General features: G+C 39.6%; 17 protein-coding genes. 15 read left to right on the top strand and 2 right to left on the bottom strand.

The genetic code is table 11. The features are described from left to right. Positions 1-14: 14 nt before the first annotated feature. From V6670_RS15220 to V6670_RS15170, 11 genes are all read left to right on the top strand, one after another. The gene (locus V6670_RS15220; RefSeq protein ID WP_058844216.1) at positions 15-536 is read left to right on the top strand and encodes a YqeG family HAD IIIA-type phosphatase; all 522 of its coding nucleotides are present in this window, start codon (positions 15-17) and stop codon (positions 534-536) included. Next, positions 533-1636, top strand: a complete 1104-nt coding sequence (gene yqeH, locus V6670_RS15215) for a ribosome biogenesis GTPase YqeH (RefSeq protein WP_036121905.1) — start codon at positions 533-535, stop codon at positions 1634-1636. Before V6670_RS15220 ends, yqeH begins: the two co-directional genes overlap by 4 nt. Before the next feature lie 33 nt (positions 1637-1669). Next, a complete protein-coding gene (aroE, locus tag V6670_RS15210) occupies positions 1670-2500 on the top strand; it encodes a shikimate dehydrogenase (protein WP_089933484.1) in 831 nt (276 codons plus the stop codon). A 5-nt stretch (positions 2501-2505) separates the two neighbouring features. Further along, complete coding sequence (yhbY, locus tag V6670_RS15205) at positions 2506-2808, top strand: ribosome assembly RNA-binding protein YhbY (protein WP_338651575.1); 303 nt, start codon at positions 2506-2508, stop codon at positions 2806-2808. 9 nt (positions 2809-2817) lie between these two features. Beyond that, positions 2818-3408 (top strand): nicotinate-nucleotide adenylyltransferase, encoded by a 591-nt coding sequence (locus V6670_RS15200; protein WP_338651574.1) that lies wholly within the window; start codon positions 2818-2820, stop codon positions 3406-3408. Then, positions 3377-3949, top strand: a complete 573-nt coding sequence (yqeK, locus tag V6670_RS15195) for a bis(5'-nucleosyl)-tetraphosphatase (symmetrical) YqeK (protein ID WP_036121894.1) — start codon at positions 3377-3379, stop codon at positions 3947-3949. Before V6670_RS15200 ends, yqeK begins: the two co-directional genes overlap by 32 nt. After that, positions 3946-4290: a ribosome silencing factor gene (rsfS, locus tag V6670_RS15190; RefSeq protein WP_036121893.1), complete on the top strand. Its 345-nt coding sequence runs from the start codon at positions 3946-3948 to the stop codon at positions 4288-4290. The genes yqeK and rsfS overlap by 4 nt, the downstream gene beginning before the upstream one ends. A 5-nt stretch (positions 4291-4295) precedes the next feature. Further along, entirely contained in the window at positions 4296-5036 is a 741-nt protein-coding gene (locus tag V6670_RS15185) for a class I SAM-dependent methyltransferase (protein ID WP_036121889.1), read from the top strand. 278 nt (positions 5037-5314) lie between these two features. Further along, entirely contained in the window at positions 5315-5944 is a 630-nt protein-coding gene (locus V6670_RS15180) for a helix-hairpin-helix domain-containing protein (RefSeq protein ID WP_338651573.1), read from the top strand. A 105-nt stretch (positions 5945-6049) separates the two neighbouring features. Continuing rightward, positions 6050-6619 carry a ComE operon protein 2 gene (locus V6670_RS15175; protein WP_036121883.1) on the top strand — a complete coding sequence of 190 codons (570 nt, stop codon included), beginning with the start codon at positions 6050-6052 and terminating at the stop codon, positions 6617-6619. Between the two features lie 131 nt (positions 6620-6750). Next, the gene (locus tag V6670_RS15170) at positions 6751-8910 is read left to right on the top strand and encodes a DNA internalization-related competence protein ComEC/Rec2 (protein ID WP_338651572.1); all 2160 of its coding nucleotides are present in this window, start codon (positions 6751-6753) and stop codon (positions 8908-8910) included. A 28-nt stretch (positions 8911-8938) separates the two neighbouring features. Here V6670_RS15170 and V6670_RS15165 read toward each other — a convergent pair whose 3' ends face one another. After that, positions 8939-9076, bottom strand: coding sequence for a YqzM family protein (locus V6670_RS15165; RefSeq protein ID WP_036121877.1), 138 nt, complete (start codon positions 9074-9076; stop codon positions 8939-8941). A gap of 165 nt (positions 9077-9241) precedes the next feature. On the opposite strand from V6670_RS15165, the gene holA reads away from it, so the two are divergent. Beyond that, positions 9242-10252: a DNA polymerase III subunit delta gene (gene holA / locus V6670_RS15160; RefSeq protein WP_338651570.1), complete on the top strand. Its 1011-nt coding sequence runs from the start codon at positions 9242-9244 to the stop codon at positions 10250-10252. Between the two features lie 95 nt (positions 10253-10347). Here the strand turns inward: holA and rpsT are convergent, their stop codons facing one another. Further along, positions 10348-10596: a 30S ribosomal protein S20 gene (gene rpsT / locus V6670_RS15155; RefSeq protein ID WP_036121871.1), complete on the bottom strand. Its 249-nt coding sequence runs from the start codon at positions 10594-10596 to the stop codon at positions 10348-10350. Between the two features lie 163 nt (positions 10597-10759). Here rpsT and gpr point away from each other — a divergent pair, with 163 nt between their 5' ends. The 3 genes from gpr to V6670_RS15140 all read left to right on the top strand — a co-directional run bounded on the left by gpr (position 10760) and on the right by V6670_RS15140 (position 15112). Continuing rightward, positions 10760-11776 carry a GPR endopeptidase gene (gene gpr / locus V6670_RS15150; protein WP_036121869.1) on the top strand — a complete coding sequence of 339 codons (1017 nt, stop codon included), beginning with the start codon at positions 10760-10762 and terminating at the stop codon, positions 11774-11776. A 119-nt stretch (positions 11777-11895) separates the two neighbouring features. Further along, complete coding sequence (spoIIP, locus tag V6670_RS15145) at positions 11896-12750, top strand: stage II sporulation protein P (protein WP_338651568.1); 855 nt, start codon at positions 11896-11898, stop codon at positions 12748-12750. A 466-nt stretch (positions 12751-13216) separates the two neighbouring features. Next, a complete protein-coding gene (locus V6670_RS15140) occupies positions 13217-15112 on the top strand; it encodes an acyltransferase family protein (protein WP_338651567.1) in 1896 nt (631 codons plus the stop codon). Positions 15113-15265: the final 153 nt, after the last annotated feature.

Genomic DNA, 15265 nt, shown 5'->3' with positions numbered 1-15265 from the left:
TAGGGGTCGCTATTTTGTATAATTTTTTATTACCGAACGAATTTGTGACGAATATTTTTGAAATTACGCCGGAAAAGTTACAAGAATTAGGGATTAGAGGCATCATTACGGATTTAGATAATACGCTTGTTGAATGGGATCGCCCAGACGCAACAGAAGAGCTGATTATTTGGTTACGTATTATGAAAGAATCAGGTATTCGAGTTATTATTGCATCGAATAACAATGAAGCGCGTGTGAAGCATTTTGCTGAGCCATTAGGTATCCCGTATATTCACAAGGCAAAAAAACCACTTCGTAATGCTTTTTATAATGCACTGATTCAACTAGGTTTACGCCCAAATGAAGTAGTCATGGTTGGAGATCAACTCCTGACTGATGTGATGGGCGCAAATCGTTTAGGCTTGCATACAGTGTTAGTAAAGCCTGTTGCACAATCAGATGGGCTGGTAACAAAATTGAATCGTTTCATTGAGCGTCGAGTATTTAATGATTTGAAACGTAAAGGAATAATAACTTGGGAGGAACAAGAATGATTGAAATGCCAAATTGTATTGGCTGTGGTACAACAATTCAAACAGAAGATAAAACAGCAGTTGGGTATGCACCCCCATCATCATTAGAAAAGGATGTGGTCATTTGCCAGCGCTGCTTTCGTTTGAAAAATTACAATGAAATTCAACCCGTGTCATTAACAGATGACGACTTTTTACGTATTTTAAACGGCCTTGGAACACAGCAGGGCTTAATCGTAAAAATTGTTGATATATTTGACTTCAATGGGAGCTGGCTACCTGGGCTTCACCGTTTTGTAGGGAAGAATCCTGTTCTTTTGATTGCCAACAAAGCAGATTTATTACCAAAATCAGTGAAACCGAAAAAAGTAATCAATTGGCTTAAACGCGAGGCAAAGGCACTAGGACTTCAGCCTATCGATGTTCTATTAGTCAGTGCCCATAAAGGCAAGGGAATGGCGGAAGCAATGGAGGCCATCGACGAGTACCGTAACGGACAAAATGTCTATGTTGTAGGTTGTACAAATGTTGGGAAGTCTACATTCATTAACCGTATTATTAAACAGGCTACAGGAGAAGGGGAAGTCATTACAACGTCACACTTCCCTGGCACTACTTTAGACATGATTGACATTCCACTGGATGATGGTAGTGCATTATATGATACGCCTGGTATTATTAATCATCATCAAATGGCTCATCATATTGATTCAAGTGAATTAAAATATATTATGCCGAAAAAGGAAATTAAACCGAAAGTCTACCAGCAAAATCCTGGACAGTCCCTATTTATTGGGGCATTGGCGAGATTTGATTTTATCCAGGGAGAGCGTTCAGCCTTTACAATCCATGTGGCAAACGATCTACCGATTCACCGTACAAAGCTTGAGAAGGCTGATACATTATATGCAGAACATAAAGGCGAGCTTCTGGCACCTCCAACTGCAGATTTTATCGACCAACTTCCACCATTGGTACGTCATGAGTTTTCCATCAAAGAAGCGAAAACAGACGTTGTATTTTCTGGCCTGGGCTGGATTACAGTACAGCATGCTAATGTAGTCGTAGCAGCCTACGCGCCAAAAGGTGTACAAGTTTCAATTCGTCCTTCACTGATCTAAACAGAAGGATGTAGTAGAGAGAGGGACTAGAAAATGAAGAAATGGTTTGCAGTTATGGGTGATCCAATTGAACATTCAAAATCACCGGCCATGCACAATGCTTGGTTTGAGGACATGTCAATAGATGCGACATATATTCCTTTGCATGTACCTTCTGATCAATTAGAATCAGCAGTTGCTGGTTTGAAAACATTAGGGGCGAGTGGCTGGAACGTGACAATTCCTCATAAGACAGCAATCATTCCATATTTAGATGAGCTAGATGAGCTGGCGCAAAAAATGGGCGCAGTGAATACAGTCGTACGAACAAAAGAGGGAAAGCTGAAAGGCTATAATACAGATGGGATTGGCTTTGTTCGTTCACTAGAAGAAGCCGTTGGTGTATCTCGAAAGGACAAGCCTGTATTACTTGTTGGTGCTGGTGGCGCTGCTCGTGGTATTGCCTTTGCTATGCAGCAACAAGGCTATCACCATTTAACTATCGCCAATCGTACGGTGGCAAATGCCCAAGCGATAATTGATGAAATGGATATGGGTCGTGCGATGTCATTACAAGAAGCAGAAGAAACATTAGCTGATTTCAGCATTATTGTGCAAATGACATCGGCTGGCCTTGCTACGGGCAATTTTTCTATGCCATTTTCATTAGATCGACTTGCGAAAGGAGCAATTGTTGCGGATATTGTGTATAATCCATTAATGACGCCTTTTTTACAAGCGGCTGAAGAAAAAGGAGCAACGATTGTCACAGGCTTAGGGATGTTTGTCCATCAAGGAGCCATTGCTTTTGAACACTGGTTAGGAAACTATCCAAACACAAATTCAATGATTGCGCAGCTTAAGGCGCAATTAGGAGGAAACTAATTTTTATGTTAACAGGTAAACAGAAACGTTTTTTACGTGCAGAGGCACATCATTTAACACCTATTTTCCAAGTAGGAAAAGGTGGAGTTAATGACGAAATGACAAAGCAAATTCGTGAGGCATTAGAAGTACGTGAACTGATTAAAGTGCGTATTTTAGATAACTGTGAAGAGGACAAACATGAAGTTGCTGAATCACTGGCAACAGGTGCTCGTGCGGAGCTTGTCCAATTAATCGGTCTGACAGTTGTTTTATATAAAGAGTCACGCAATCATAAAAAGATTGTATTACCAAAAGCAGCGAAATAAGGTGAGACGATGAAAAGGGTCGGTTTACTAGGTGGCACATTTAACCCACCACATATAGGGCATCTCATGATGGCTAATGAGGTTTTTCATGCGCTAGAGCTTGATGAAATCCGTTTTATGCCAAATGCCATACCACCACATAAGCAGGCTCGATTTGATGCTAGTAATGTCGAACGACTCGAAATGGTGAAGCGTGCAATTTGCCCATTTCCTTATTTTTCAGTAGAGTCGTATGAGGTTGAGAAGGGTGGCGTATCCTATTCCTATGAGACACTTTCTGCCTTGTGTAGAAGAGAACCGGATGTGAAATTTTACTTCATCATCGGTGGCGATATGATTGATTCGCTACATACATGGCATTGTATTGATGATTTAGTAAAAATCGTGCGGTTTGTCGGAGTAAAGCGTCCAGGAACAGCGGCGACAACAGAGTACCCTATAAGTATGGTGGAAGTGCCTCAAATCGATTTATCGTCCACACTGATTCGTGAACGCCTTGCGACTGGGGGAACGGTAACATTTTTATTACCAGAAGCGGTAGAGACGTTCATACGAGAGGAAGGTCTTTATGGAACGCGAACAGTATTTAGCGGCGATTAAGCCAAGAATGCCTGAAAAACGTTATATTCATACAATCGGTGTAATGGAAACAGCCATCGATTTAGCACAAAAATATGGCGAGGATGTTAAAAAAGCTGAAATAGCAGCAATCCTCCATGATATTGCTAAATATGAAGACATTGAATGGATGGAGAATATCGTTCGTGATGAAAATTTAGATCCACAATTAATTGGCTGGGGCAGTGAATTACTCCACGGCCCAGTCGGTGCCTATATAGCGCAAAGTGAGTTTGGCATCACAGACGATGAGTTGTTAAATGCGATTCGTTTCCATACAACAGGACGCGTTGGGATGAGTCGTTTAGAAAAAATCATTTTTGTCGCAGATATGATTGAGCCAAACCGTCGATTTGATGGTGTGGAGCGTCTGCGAAAGAAGGCGCAAAAAAATTTGGATAAGGCGATGAGTGCATGTGTACGCCATACTTTGGCATTTTTAATAGACACAAAGCAACCAATTTATCCTTTATCAATAGAATGTTATAACGATACGATGAACAGAGAGGATAGTGAAGGATGACTTCAACTTTATTACAAGCAGCGTACAAAGCAATTGACGACAAACATGGTGAGGATATTGTCGTTTTAAATATGCAAGGAATTTCCCTTTTAGCAGATTATTTTATCATCGCCCACGGTAACTCTGACCGCCAAGTGCAAGCAATCGCGCGTGAGTTACAGGATATAGCAGAACAACAAGGCTATGAAATTCGTCGTGTCGAAGGTTTCGATGCAGCGCGTTGGGTACTTGTTGACCTTGGAGATGTAGTGGCGCATGTATTCCATAAGGATGAGCGTGCTTATTATAATTTAGAACGTCTATGGGGCGATGCACCGCAGCTAGACATGCCAGAGGCCTAAGCTAAGTGAGTAGTTACGAACGCTTTGCCCATGTCTATGATGAGCTACAAACGGATATTCCTTACAATCTTTATGTAGATTGGGTTGTACAGCATGCACCATGCAGCCAATACCCCACACTTTTAGATATTGGTTGTGGTACAGGTGTGCTTAGCTTGTTATTTGCCCATGCTGGTTATAAGGTCAGCGGAGTCGACTTATCAGAAGAGATGCTGTCCATTGCAGCAAAACGCTTTGCTGATGCAGGCTACCAAGCTCCGTTATATTGTATGTCGATGGACGAATTAGATGGCTTTGAGGCGTTAGATGTTGTGACGATTACCATTGACTCCCTTAATTATGTTGTAGAGGAGCAAGCCGTCTATACAACATTAGAACGTATTTATCATGCTTTACGTGATGGAGGACAGCTGTTTTTTGATGTTCATTCATTATTTAAGATGAATGAGATCTTTTTAGACGGACCGTTTACGTATGATGATGGGGACATTAGTTATGTATGGCATACAGCACCAGCTGATTTCGAGCATTCTGTTACACATCAAATGACCTTTTATGTGCGAGATATCGCAAGTGAGTTATATGAACGTTTTGATGAAGAGCATTTACAACGTACTTTCTCAATAGAGCAGTATATGGCTTGGCTGCGCGCCATTGGTTTTCATGATGTGGAAATCACAGCTGATTTTACGGATGAAGCACCTGAATATGAAAGCGAACGCATTTTTATTCGTGCGGTGAAATAAAGAAAACGGAGCCATACTGTCCCCAATGGGCAGTGTGGCTCTTTTGGTGGATAGAAAGGCTAAAGTGAAGGATAGCGTGCTTAAATCAGTGGATAGAAAAGCGAAAGCGAAGGAAAGCAAGCTTAAATCGGTGGATAGCAAGGCGAAAGCGAAGAATGCCTCTCTTAAGCAAGTCAATAGAATCTCCTGATATTTATTATTATTTTCAATCAACAAGTCATAGTGTATGATGTAGATAACTCCATATGATGACCTTTTGCAAGGAAAGGATGGGTGCTATGCTCCAATCTTTATGGCAAAAGTATAAAAAAAGTATGTTATTCCCCAGCATACTGGTAGTCAGTGGACTTTGTTACTTCTATTTTTCGAGTTTTGACTCTTCACCTCCCCAAGAAGAGCTCATCGAGACAATCCAATCGTTTGAAGAAAAAAATCATAGTGAAACTGCTGAAGAAGCGGTGATTCAGCAGATATTTGTTGATATAAAGGGTGCTGTGATGTATCCAGGCGTTTATGAGCTTCAGCAAGACCAACGCATAAAAGATGCTGTCGAGCTTGCAGGTGGCTATACAGAGCATGCTGACACACAGCGCATGAATCATGCGCAAAAAGTGCAGGATGAAATGGTGATTTATATTCCCACAAAGGGCGAACAGCTAGAAGATGGAGCTACAACTCTTTTAACAATACCTACTGAAAGTGCTCCTAAAGAGCAGAAGATTAATATTAATCAAGCCGATATAGCAATTCTAGCAACCTTACCAGGAATCGGCCCCTCGAAAGCGCAAAGTATTCTTACGTATCGAGAGGAACATGGACACTTTCAAGCGATCGAAGACTTAAAAAATGTAAGTGGTATTGGTGATAAAACATTTGAGAAGCTAAAAGATGCGATTACTGTAAAGTAAACGTTTTACAGGATGTAATATTGACGCCTCTTTTCTATAAGGGATACACTATAGTAGAAAAGCAAGAGAAATATAATTTGTAAGCCAATTTTTGGAGGTAATCATATGGAGCGAATTACTTGGGATCAATTTTTTATGGCACAGAGCCATTTACTCGCATTACGTAGTACATGTACAAGACTAGCAGTAGGGGCAACTGTTGTGCGTGAAAAACGCATCATTGCAGGCGGTTATAACGGTTCCATTATAGGAGATGAACATTGTATTGAACAAGGATGCTATGTAGTTGACAACCATTGTGTGCGTACGGTGCATGCTGAAATGAATGCCTTGCTGCAATGTGCTAAATATGGAACACCGACAAAAGGTGCTGATTTGTATGTAACACATTTCCCATGTCTACCATGTACAAAATCCATTATTCAAGCGGGCATTGAACGTGTCTATTACGCAACAGATTATAAAAATAATCCCTATGCCCAGGAATTGTTTGCAAAAGCGGGCGTGGAAGTTGTTCATGTACCCTTTGATGACCGTAAAATCGATTTTTTACGAGATGAAAAACTAGCCTTGTACACAGAAATGCTTCATGAGCTTCGCGAGAGTGGCGTGCCAGCCGAAAAGTTGCTCCCATATGAACAGAAGGTGAGTGCATTATTTGGCATCGAGCTTTAAAGCATAAATGGATCTTTGTAGCTCTTGCTGTACTTGTAGCGGCTATTGCAGCACACTCGTCAGCATGGCTACTCACTTTTTTATTGCTTTTAGCCCTGTGGCTCATCTTAAAAGGTGAGTCACGTTTTCTTGTGACGTTTGTAATGATAAGTGCTTTATTCGCTTATTTTTTTCTTTCTACCTATCAACTGACGGAACCTTCCCCCTTACCAAAAACCTTCCCTATAACCTGGTCAAACGATTATAAAATAAACGGCCAAAAACTCCGTGGTTTTGCTACAACTACAAATCGTCAAAAGCTTTATGTGGTATATACCTTTTCATCAGAGCAAGAAAAAAGTTTATATGAAAATACTTCATTAGCAGGCAAAACATATCTTGCCAGGGGTGAGCTTGTAGCACCGTCTCCATCTGCACATGCTTATGCATTTTCAATGACTGACTATTTAACAAGCAAGGGAGCAACAGGCATTGTGGAAATCGCTAGCTGGCGTTATGTCGAAAAGCAGTCTTCCATCTTCACCTTTTTGGCTGAAATAAGACACGGTATGAAAAAACATATAGACAGGACCTTTCCAAAATCCCTTGTAGCTGAGGCACAAGCCCTTTTAATAGGGGCACAAGATCAAATGGAGGGTGAACTGCAGCGTGCCTATCAAAAGCTTGGTATCACCCATTTGTTTGCGATTTCTGGCCTACATGTCGCACTCGTGTCTTGGCTATTCTTTGAAGGCTTACTTCGAATAGGCATACGCAAAGAAATGGCTACGGCTGCACTACTGATCCTTTTACCCGTTTATGGGGTCATTGCAGGAGGTGCACCTTCTGTTTGGCGTGCAGTCTCTGTAGTTGAACTAATGATGTTACTGCGCTTTTTGAAGTGGACTCTTTCAATAGATGATGCACTAGCCATTAGCTTTATGGGCTTCGTTATGCTTGAACCAGGTGTCATTTTTCAAATTGGCTTTCAACTGTCCTATTTAGCTACCGCTAGTTTGGTTTATTCAGGTATCATTTTCAAACAGACGGGGAATTGGCTCAGTCGTTCTTTTTTCGTCACATTTGTCTGCCAGCTGTTCGTTTATCCTCTATTACTTCATCATTTTTATGAATTATCTATGTCCTCGTTTTTTGTCAATATTATGTTTGTTCCATTGTTTTCCTTTGTTATATTACCATTTAATATTGTAGTGTTTATGTTATCCTATATTTCCTTACCGCTTGCAAATATGCTATTTGCTGGCTACGAACCGCTACGTAATGGGCTGACCCATATGATTATGGAGATGCAGGAGCTACCATTTCAATTATGGTCACCGGGTAAGCCAATGATCTGGCTTAGCTGTGTAGCGCTGCTAAGTGTTTTAGCAAGTTTATATTACTTAGAAACGAGACGGTTCAGGAAGGCTATTGTCGCACTTGTTATTCCCGCCATTTGGATTCATCTGTCACCCATGCTGTCTAACGAAACACAGATCACATTTTTAAATGTAGGGCAGGGAGACAGTATCGTTATTGAATTGCCTTTTAGAAAAGCTGTCTATGTCATTGATGCGGGTGGGTTACTACGCTTTGAACAGGAGCAGTGGAAAAAAGCAGATAGTCCTTATGAGGTAGGGAAGCAAGTTGTAGTGCCATTTTTAAAAGCTAAAGGAATACGTACCATCGATATTTTTATCGCCACCCATGCGGATGCAGATCATATAGAAGGTGCCGAAGAGGTTTTACAAGAGATTAAGATGAAGGAAATACACGTGACACCAGGTTCTTTACAGCAGCCTTTAATGCAAGAATTATTGCTAGAAGCAAACAAGCACAACGTACCTGTTAAAGAAAAGATGATGGGGACAGCATGGCATAGTGGTGAGACAAATTTTTATTATTTATCGCCTGAAGACACCCTTTATGAAGGAAACGATGATTCCCTCGTACTGTACATGCAACAGAACGACTTTACAGCGTTATTTACAGGTGACTTGGAGCAATATGGTGAACAACAGCTAATCAAGCGTTACGGGCATCTATTAGCCAATCTAACATTGCTGAAAGCGGGGCATCATGGCAGTAAGACATCTAGTTCAGAAGCCTTTGTTGAGCTGCTCCAGCCCGAATTAACGGTTTTCAGTGCAGGTCTTCATAATCGCTATGGTCATCCACATGAAGAAGTAGTACAACGTTTTGTCAGTCGCAATTTAGCGAATTTGACAACAGGGGTGGATGGAACCATTGAAATTCGTATTCGTGCTAATGGTTGGTCAGCTGCAGTAAATGAAAAAGGCCTTGTCCAATGACCAAGGCCTTTTTCCTGCATAAGTCCAATTACTGTGATACGAATTCTACTATAGTTGCAATAATAAACATAATTGTGAAAACGCCAAATGATACACCGAAGCCAACACCAGAATCGATGGCATCGTTACGTCGACATTGTATGTTCTTTCCTTCAAATGGATTCATTGTTATCCCTCCAATTCTGTTATTTATTATAAGACAACATGGTCATAAAAGCTATATCGAAAAGGAGAATTCCCAGTCTGGCAAGGAATAGACACAATTCGGTCAAAGTCACAAAGGACCATGAAATCATGTATACTAATAGTATTGCTAGATGGAGGGAAAATTATGATTTCAAAGGTTTGGAATACAATAAAAAAAGGTGAGCTAGCCCCAGTTTATTTACTTGTTGGTGAAGAAAGCTATTTTATAGATGAAACCATTAAACGTTTAAAAGAAGCGATGGGGCCAGAAGAAGAGCTGGAAATGACCGCATTTGATTTAGAAGAGGTGCCAGTAGATGCGGTTATGGATGAAGCAGATACGATTCCTTTTTTCTCAGAACGTAAGCTTATTATTGCTAAAAATGCTTCGTTTTTAAAAGCAACTGAGAAAGGGAAAGAAAAAATCGATCATGATGTAAAACGTTTGGAAACGTGGTTATCGAATCCATCTGATTTCTCCGTAACGGTTTTTATTGCCCCTTATGAAAAATTAGATGAACGTAAAAAAGTGACCAAAATGCTCAAAGAGCATGCATTACTTGTACAAGCCGAAACCCCAAAAGAGCAGGATTTAGCCGTATGGATTCAAGGCGTTGTCAAGGCACAGGGCAACAGCATCACACAAGAGGCTATTGAGCTACTTGTAACGATGGTGGGAGCCAACATGCTGCAATTGCAGATGGAAATTGACAAGCTTACCCTATATTTAGGTGAGGGTGGAGAAATTACAGTTTCGTTAGTGGAGGACCTAGTAGCAAAAACATTGGAGCAAGATGCCTTTAAAATGCTCAATGCTTATTTGGCTAATGATTCGGTCAGCGCTTTGTCCATTTATCATGATTTATTACGACAAAAACAAGAGCCTATTATGTTAGTTGGCTTGCTTGCATCCAATGTTCGTAGCATGTCCAATGTTTTTTATTTGTTGAAGAAAGGGTATCATCCACAACAAATCGCCAAAAATTTAAAAATTCACCCGTATCGTGTCAAACTCATGACTGAGCAGCGTCATCGTCCATCAGAAGAAAGTTTATTGAGAGCATTATATCAACTAGCTGAGGTTGATTTACAGCTAAAATCGACTGGTGGTAATCGAGAGAGACATTTAGAATTATTTCTATTACGTCAACTGTAACATAAAAAGCTGTCCAATAAAGGGCAGCTTTTGTGTTATCTATCAAAATGAAAAAGATCAGCTACTCCTAATAGAGTATCTGATCCTTTAAACAATTACGCTTTTTTAGCAAGGCGAGACTTTTTACGAGCCGCCGCGTTTTTGTGGATAAGTCCTTTTGAAGCTGCTTTATCTAATGATTTGAAAGCTGCTTGTAAAAGTTCTTGTTTGTTTTCAGCGTTTGCAACAACAGCGTTTTCAGCTTTTTTCACTGTAGTACGCATTGCAGATTTAGCTTGAGAATTAGCAATGTTTGCTTTTTCGTTAACTTTTACGCGTTTAATCGCAGATTTAATGTTTGGCATATATTTCACCTCCTAAATTAGGTACGAGATGATATCTTCTCATTGATTTCTTGTGTCAATACAACAAAAATCATTTTAACAAACGCTTGACCAAATTGCAATAGATAAATGCAAAGAATATTTACTTGACAGTTTGAACAAACTACAGCTTGAGGTGAACTGTATGCAAAATTTTAATTGGCAACGAACAGATTTAATCGATGAATCTGAAGAGGTAGTTGTCCATCAGACCAAAGAACAAAAAGAAAAGCTAGAACAATCGAGTGGCGTTCAAATAGAAGATCGGAATGCTGGTCGAGTGAAAATTACAGATGTCCTTGTAGATGCTGAGGGTGAAAAGCAAATTGGCAAAAAAGAAGGGCAGTATATTACACTTTCTGTCCCAACACTGACATTAGAAGACCAAGATGGCTTTGCACAGCTTGAGCAAGAATTACTTGTGAATTTTAAAAACATGCATGAATCACTTTCTTGGCAAGAAGATGATAAAATTTTAATTGTTGGTTTGGGCAATCGTACCATTACACCTGATGCCATAGGTCCTTATTTAATTGATCATCTGCATAGCTTAGATGTGATAGATGAAAAGTTTGTCATGTATGCGCCAGGTGTTACAGGGCAAACGGGCTATGAAACAGGGGAGTTTGTGGCTGCGATTGCTGAGCGTTTACAACCAAAATTAATTATTGTGGTTGATGCGCTTGCTACAAGGGCGAGTAATCGTCTTTGTAAAACAATTCAATTAACAGATACGGGCATCCATCCTGGCTCAGGTGTAGGCAATCAACGGCAAGAAATTTCCTATGAGATGCTAGGGATTCCTGTAACGGCAATTGGTATCCCAACAGTAGTAGATGCACCTGTATTAATTGCTGATGCGGTAGAAACGATGCTTCGCTCGATAGCAGCTCGTGTAGCTGAGCGCAGTAAACCATCATCGAAGCTCTCATTGTCCTCTTGGCAACCCGATATCAATAAAGAGCTCGATATGACGTTAGTACAACCTATTTTTGGAGAATGGGCGACATGGACGAAGGAGGAACGTCAGCAGCTGTTTGAAGAAACCTTCGCTGGCTCACATACACAATTGATGGTTACACCAAAGGAAGCAGACTATTGGATTGATCGCTATGCAAAACTAGTGGCTTCCATGCTTATGAACTGGGCAAGTGATTTATAATAAAGGCTCTAAAAATGTTCTTGATAGACCTTCTAAAACACTCAGATTTATGCGTAAAACAAGAAAATTATTTTCGTTCTAAATGACACCCCCTCTCCATACGATATGGGGAGGAGGGTGTGACTTTGCTAAAAAAACTACAATGGTCATTTGGTATATTATTGTTCTTTTTCGTATTACCTGTCATTGCTGGGCAACTTCCGTTCAACAAGCAAGCATCGACTCCGATTAAACAATCAGAAGATAAGCAAGTCGTGTTTGCCGCTACCAATTTAGCTGAACAAAGTGTACTGGAACAAACGAAAGAGCCTGAACCAGATCAAGCCCTAGAACCGGACCCATTTAAAGTGTTAGTGTTATTTACTCATTCACATGAAGCATACGAACCGATGGTGAAAGCTGTGAGTGGTAAGGTAGCGACTTCTCATGAAACAGTCAATATTATGAGTCTAAAGGATAAGATTGTGAATCATTTTAATGTAAATGGCTTGAAGACAAATATCCTCGACGTAGATATTATGAAGAAATTACAAGCTGAGGGTAAGGGATATCATGAATCCTATAATGTAATGAGACCTTATTTAAGTAAGCATTTAGAAACAAATAATTATGATTTAATACTAGATTTACATCGTGACTCATTAAAACATGATCTTACAACGATCTCATATAATGGGGAAAACTATGCGAAAATTGCTATTGTGGTTGGTGCAGAGCATGCAAATTACCGCTGGAATACAGCGTATGCAGAAAGTTTATCCTCCACATTAAATGCCATCGTTCCAAAAATATCAAAAGGTGTTATTTCCAAAAGTGGTGATGGTGTTGATGGGCGATATAATCAGGATTTGGCAAAGCAAATGATGATTGTTGAGATTGGTGGAATTGGCAATACGGAGGAAGAGGTTAATCGTACGATTGCCGTAATTGGCAAGGCCATATCAAAAGCATTTGTAAATGATTCAAAACAATAGAACAAGGATGACAAAAAGTGAGTCTGTTACAGACTCACTTTTTGCTATTTTAGCATAAAAATTTCCAGAGCAAAATCAAATTATTTGTCTTTCCATTGCTTCATTCTTGTCTTATAATTTTCAAGTTGGCTTTCGATTTTCATGATAAAACGTTAATGAAGGCATATGCAAGTAAGGCAAAATGTGCTTTTGAAGCATCTACCATTTTTTGGAGTGCCTTTTAAGACAATAGCAAACATACATATGAATTTTAAAAAGACAAAGAGTGATTACGTTTCATTTTTCTCTAAAACTTTTATCGTATTTCAAACGTCAAACATATAAGTGCACAAAATGAAAAAGTATAAAGAGGAGATGATGTTCAAATCACAGGTGCTATTAAGGGATAACAGGTTTTATCTTGATATAGTAGCTATAAGGCCATTATGCAAAAGGAAATTGATAGATTATTGAAGGAAGGAATAGTATGTCAGGCAAGTCATTAAATCATCGTTATATTCCTGGATTAGACGGAATTCGAGCATTAGCCGTATTAGCAGTTATTGCTTATCATTTTAACTTCAATTGGGCTAGAGGTGGCTTTTTAGGAGTAGATATCTTTTTTGTATTATCAGGCTATTTAATCACCTCTACCATTTTGCCTGTAAAGGGCAATCAATTAACAGTCAGTCTAAAGAAATTTTGGATTGGACGATTTAGGCGGTTACTACCAGCGGCCTACGTGATGATTGTTATATCATTTGTCTGGGCAACGCTTTTTCATAAAGAACTCCTTCATACATTACGTGGAGATGCGTTGTCCTCTATTTTTTATTCAAGTAATTGGTGGTTCATTTTTCATAAACTTTCTTATTTTGATAGTTTTGGCTCCCCGTCGCCTTTAAAAAATTTATGGTCGCTAGCTATTGAAGAACAATTTTATCTGATTTGGCCCTTGCTCTTAATGATTGGCCTTTATATTTTTCAAAAACAAAGTAAACTGGCTAAAGTTGTCTTTATCGGAGCGATTTGTTCGGCTCTAGTAATGGCGATTCTTTATGAGCCAGGTGCAGATCCGAGCCGTGTCTATTATGGAACGGACACACGCTGTTTTGAACTATTAATTGGCTGTTGGCTAGCTCTTGTTTGGCCAATGAAAAGGCTATCTGCACAAAAATTATCAACAAACCATGTGAAGAAACTAAATAGTTTGAGTTTCATTACGCTTATGATTTTTCTAGTTAGTATTGTTTATGTAGATGAATATCAACCCTTCCTTTATAGAGGTGGCATGTTCTTATTTTGCTTAAATGCAGCAGTTTTGATTGCATGTATTTGTCACCCAGTCAGCATTTTAGGAAAACTACTAGCATGGAGGCCGCTTTGTTGGATTGGCTCTCGATCCTACGGTATATATCTATGGCATTATCCTGTCATGGTACTAGGTACCCCTATTCATGAAATTGGCAACCCTTCTTATTGGCGGGTTGCACTTCAAATCGTACTTATCGTTATGATTGCAGAGCTATCCTATCGCTTCATTGAAATGCCTATCCGTAAAGAAGGATTCCGAGCCTATTATGGAAAATACTTTGTCTTTAACAAAAATAAATGGGGGAGTCTTTCATTCTCACGAAAAATTTCAACGGTAATGGCTCCACTTTTCCTTCTTATGTTTTTCACAGGAATGACAGGGGTAGTCGGGGAAGGTCAGCAAAGCGCTTCGAGTTCATATCCAACAAACATCAAAATTAATGGTGATGAGCCTACAACCAATTTAAACGAGCATGACCAGCAATCAGAGTTATCAACTAACGAACCTTCCAAGGAAGAGAAAGTGGAGGATGTTCAGCAGATAGAAACACCAAAGCAAGAAGAAAATGATGTAAATATAGTGCCTGAACAGGATGAGTTTTATCGTGGAATAGTAGCGATTGGTGATTCACTTATGATTGATATTGGCCCGAGCTTACATACTATTTACCCAACTATTACAGTTGATGGAAAAATAGGTCGCCAAGTTTCACAAGCTGTCAAACTAGCACCGAATTATGCAAGTTTTAATCAACCTAATCATGCAGTCATTCTTCAATTGGGGACAAATGGTTATTTTACGAATGACCAAATGGACACACTCCTTGCCGCTTTTTCAAATGCTGATATTTATTTAGTGAATACACGTGTGCCGCGTTCATGGGAGGCAAAAGTGAATGAAGCATTACAGCAAAAAGCCCAGGAGCATGAACATATTACACTCATTGACTGGCATGCTGCAGCACTCAATCATCCAGAATACTTCGCCCCAGATGGCGTTCATTTAGAGAAAAAAGGGGTAGAAGTTTTAACAAACCTGATTCAACAATCCTTAAACAAGAAAAATTAATGAAAAAGTCAGTCTACACAGTTTTGTCTGTTGACTGACTTTTTCTGTGCAAATATATGGTCTAAAGTTGAATTTGGACAAATGCACCCTTAATTTCTCTGCATTTATATACTTAATACTGTAAAATCTAAAAACAGCATTAAACACTGAAAG

It is taken from the genome of Lysinibacillus sp. Y5S-8, assembly GCF_036894365.1.
Taxonomy (GTDB): domain Bacteria; phylum Bacillota; class Bacilli; order Bacillales_A; family Planococcaceae; genus Lysinibacillus; species Lysinibacillus fusiformis_D.
The sequence above is the reverse complement of the archived record's forward strand: the minus strand, read 5'-3'. Positions and strand labels throughout refer to the sequence as shown.

What these genes read in the sequence shown, in the direction of transcription:
- yqeH (WP_036121905.1), top strand. Translation starts at nt 533, where the DNA reads ATGATTGAAATGCCAAATTGTATTGGCTGTGGTACAACAATTCAAACA.
- aroE (WP_089933484.1), top strand. Translation starts at nt 1,670, where the DNA reads ATGAAGAAATGGTTTGCAGTTATGGGTGATCCAATTGAACATTCAAAA.
- yhbY (WP_338651575.1), top strand. Translation starts at nt 2,506, where the DNA reads ATGTTAACAGGTAAACAGAAACGTTTTTTACGTGCAGAGGCACATCAT.
- V6670_RS15200 (WP_338651574.1), top strand. Translation starts at nt 2,818, where the DNA reads ATGAAAAGGGTCGGTTTACTAGGTGGCACATTTAACCCACCACATATA.
- yqeK (WP_036121894.1), top strand. Translation starts at nt 3,377, where the DNA reads ATGGAACGCGAACAGTATTTAGCGGCGATTAAGCCAAGAATGCCTGAA.
- rsfS (WP_036121893.1), top strand. Translation starts at nt 3,946, where the DNA reads ATGACTTCAACTTTATTACAAGCAGCGTACAAAGCAATTGACGACAAA.
- V6670_RS15180 (WP_338651573.1), top strand. Translation starts at nt 5,315, where the DNA reads ATGCTCCAATCTTTATGGCAAAAGTATAAAAAAAGTATGTTATTCCCC.
- V6670_RS15175 (WP_036121883.1), top strand. Translation starts at nt 6,050, where the DNA reads ATGGAGCGAATTACTTGGGATCAATTTTTTATGGCACAGAGCCATTTA.
- V6670_RS15165 (WP_036121877.1), bottom strand. Translation starts at nt 9,076, where the DNA reads ATGAATCCATTTGAAGGAAAGAACATACAATGTCGACGTAACGATGCC.
- holA (WP_338651570.1), top strand. Translation starts at nt 9,242, where the DNA reads ATGATTTCAAAGGTTTGGAATACAATAAAAAAAGGTGAGCTAGCCCCA.
- rpsT (WP_036121871.1), bottom strand. Translation starts at nt 10,596, where the DNA reads ATGCCAAACATTAAATCTGCGATTAAACGCGTAAAAGTTAACGAAAAA.
- gpr (WP_036121869.1), top strand. Translation starts at nt 10,760, where the DNA reads ATGCAAAATTTTAATTGGCAACGAACAGATTTAATCGATGAATCTGAA.
- V6670_RS15140 (WP_338651567.1), top strand. Translation starts at nt 13,217, where the DNA reads ATGTCAGGCAAGTCATTAAATCATCGTTATATTCCTGGATTAGACGGA.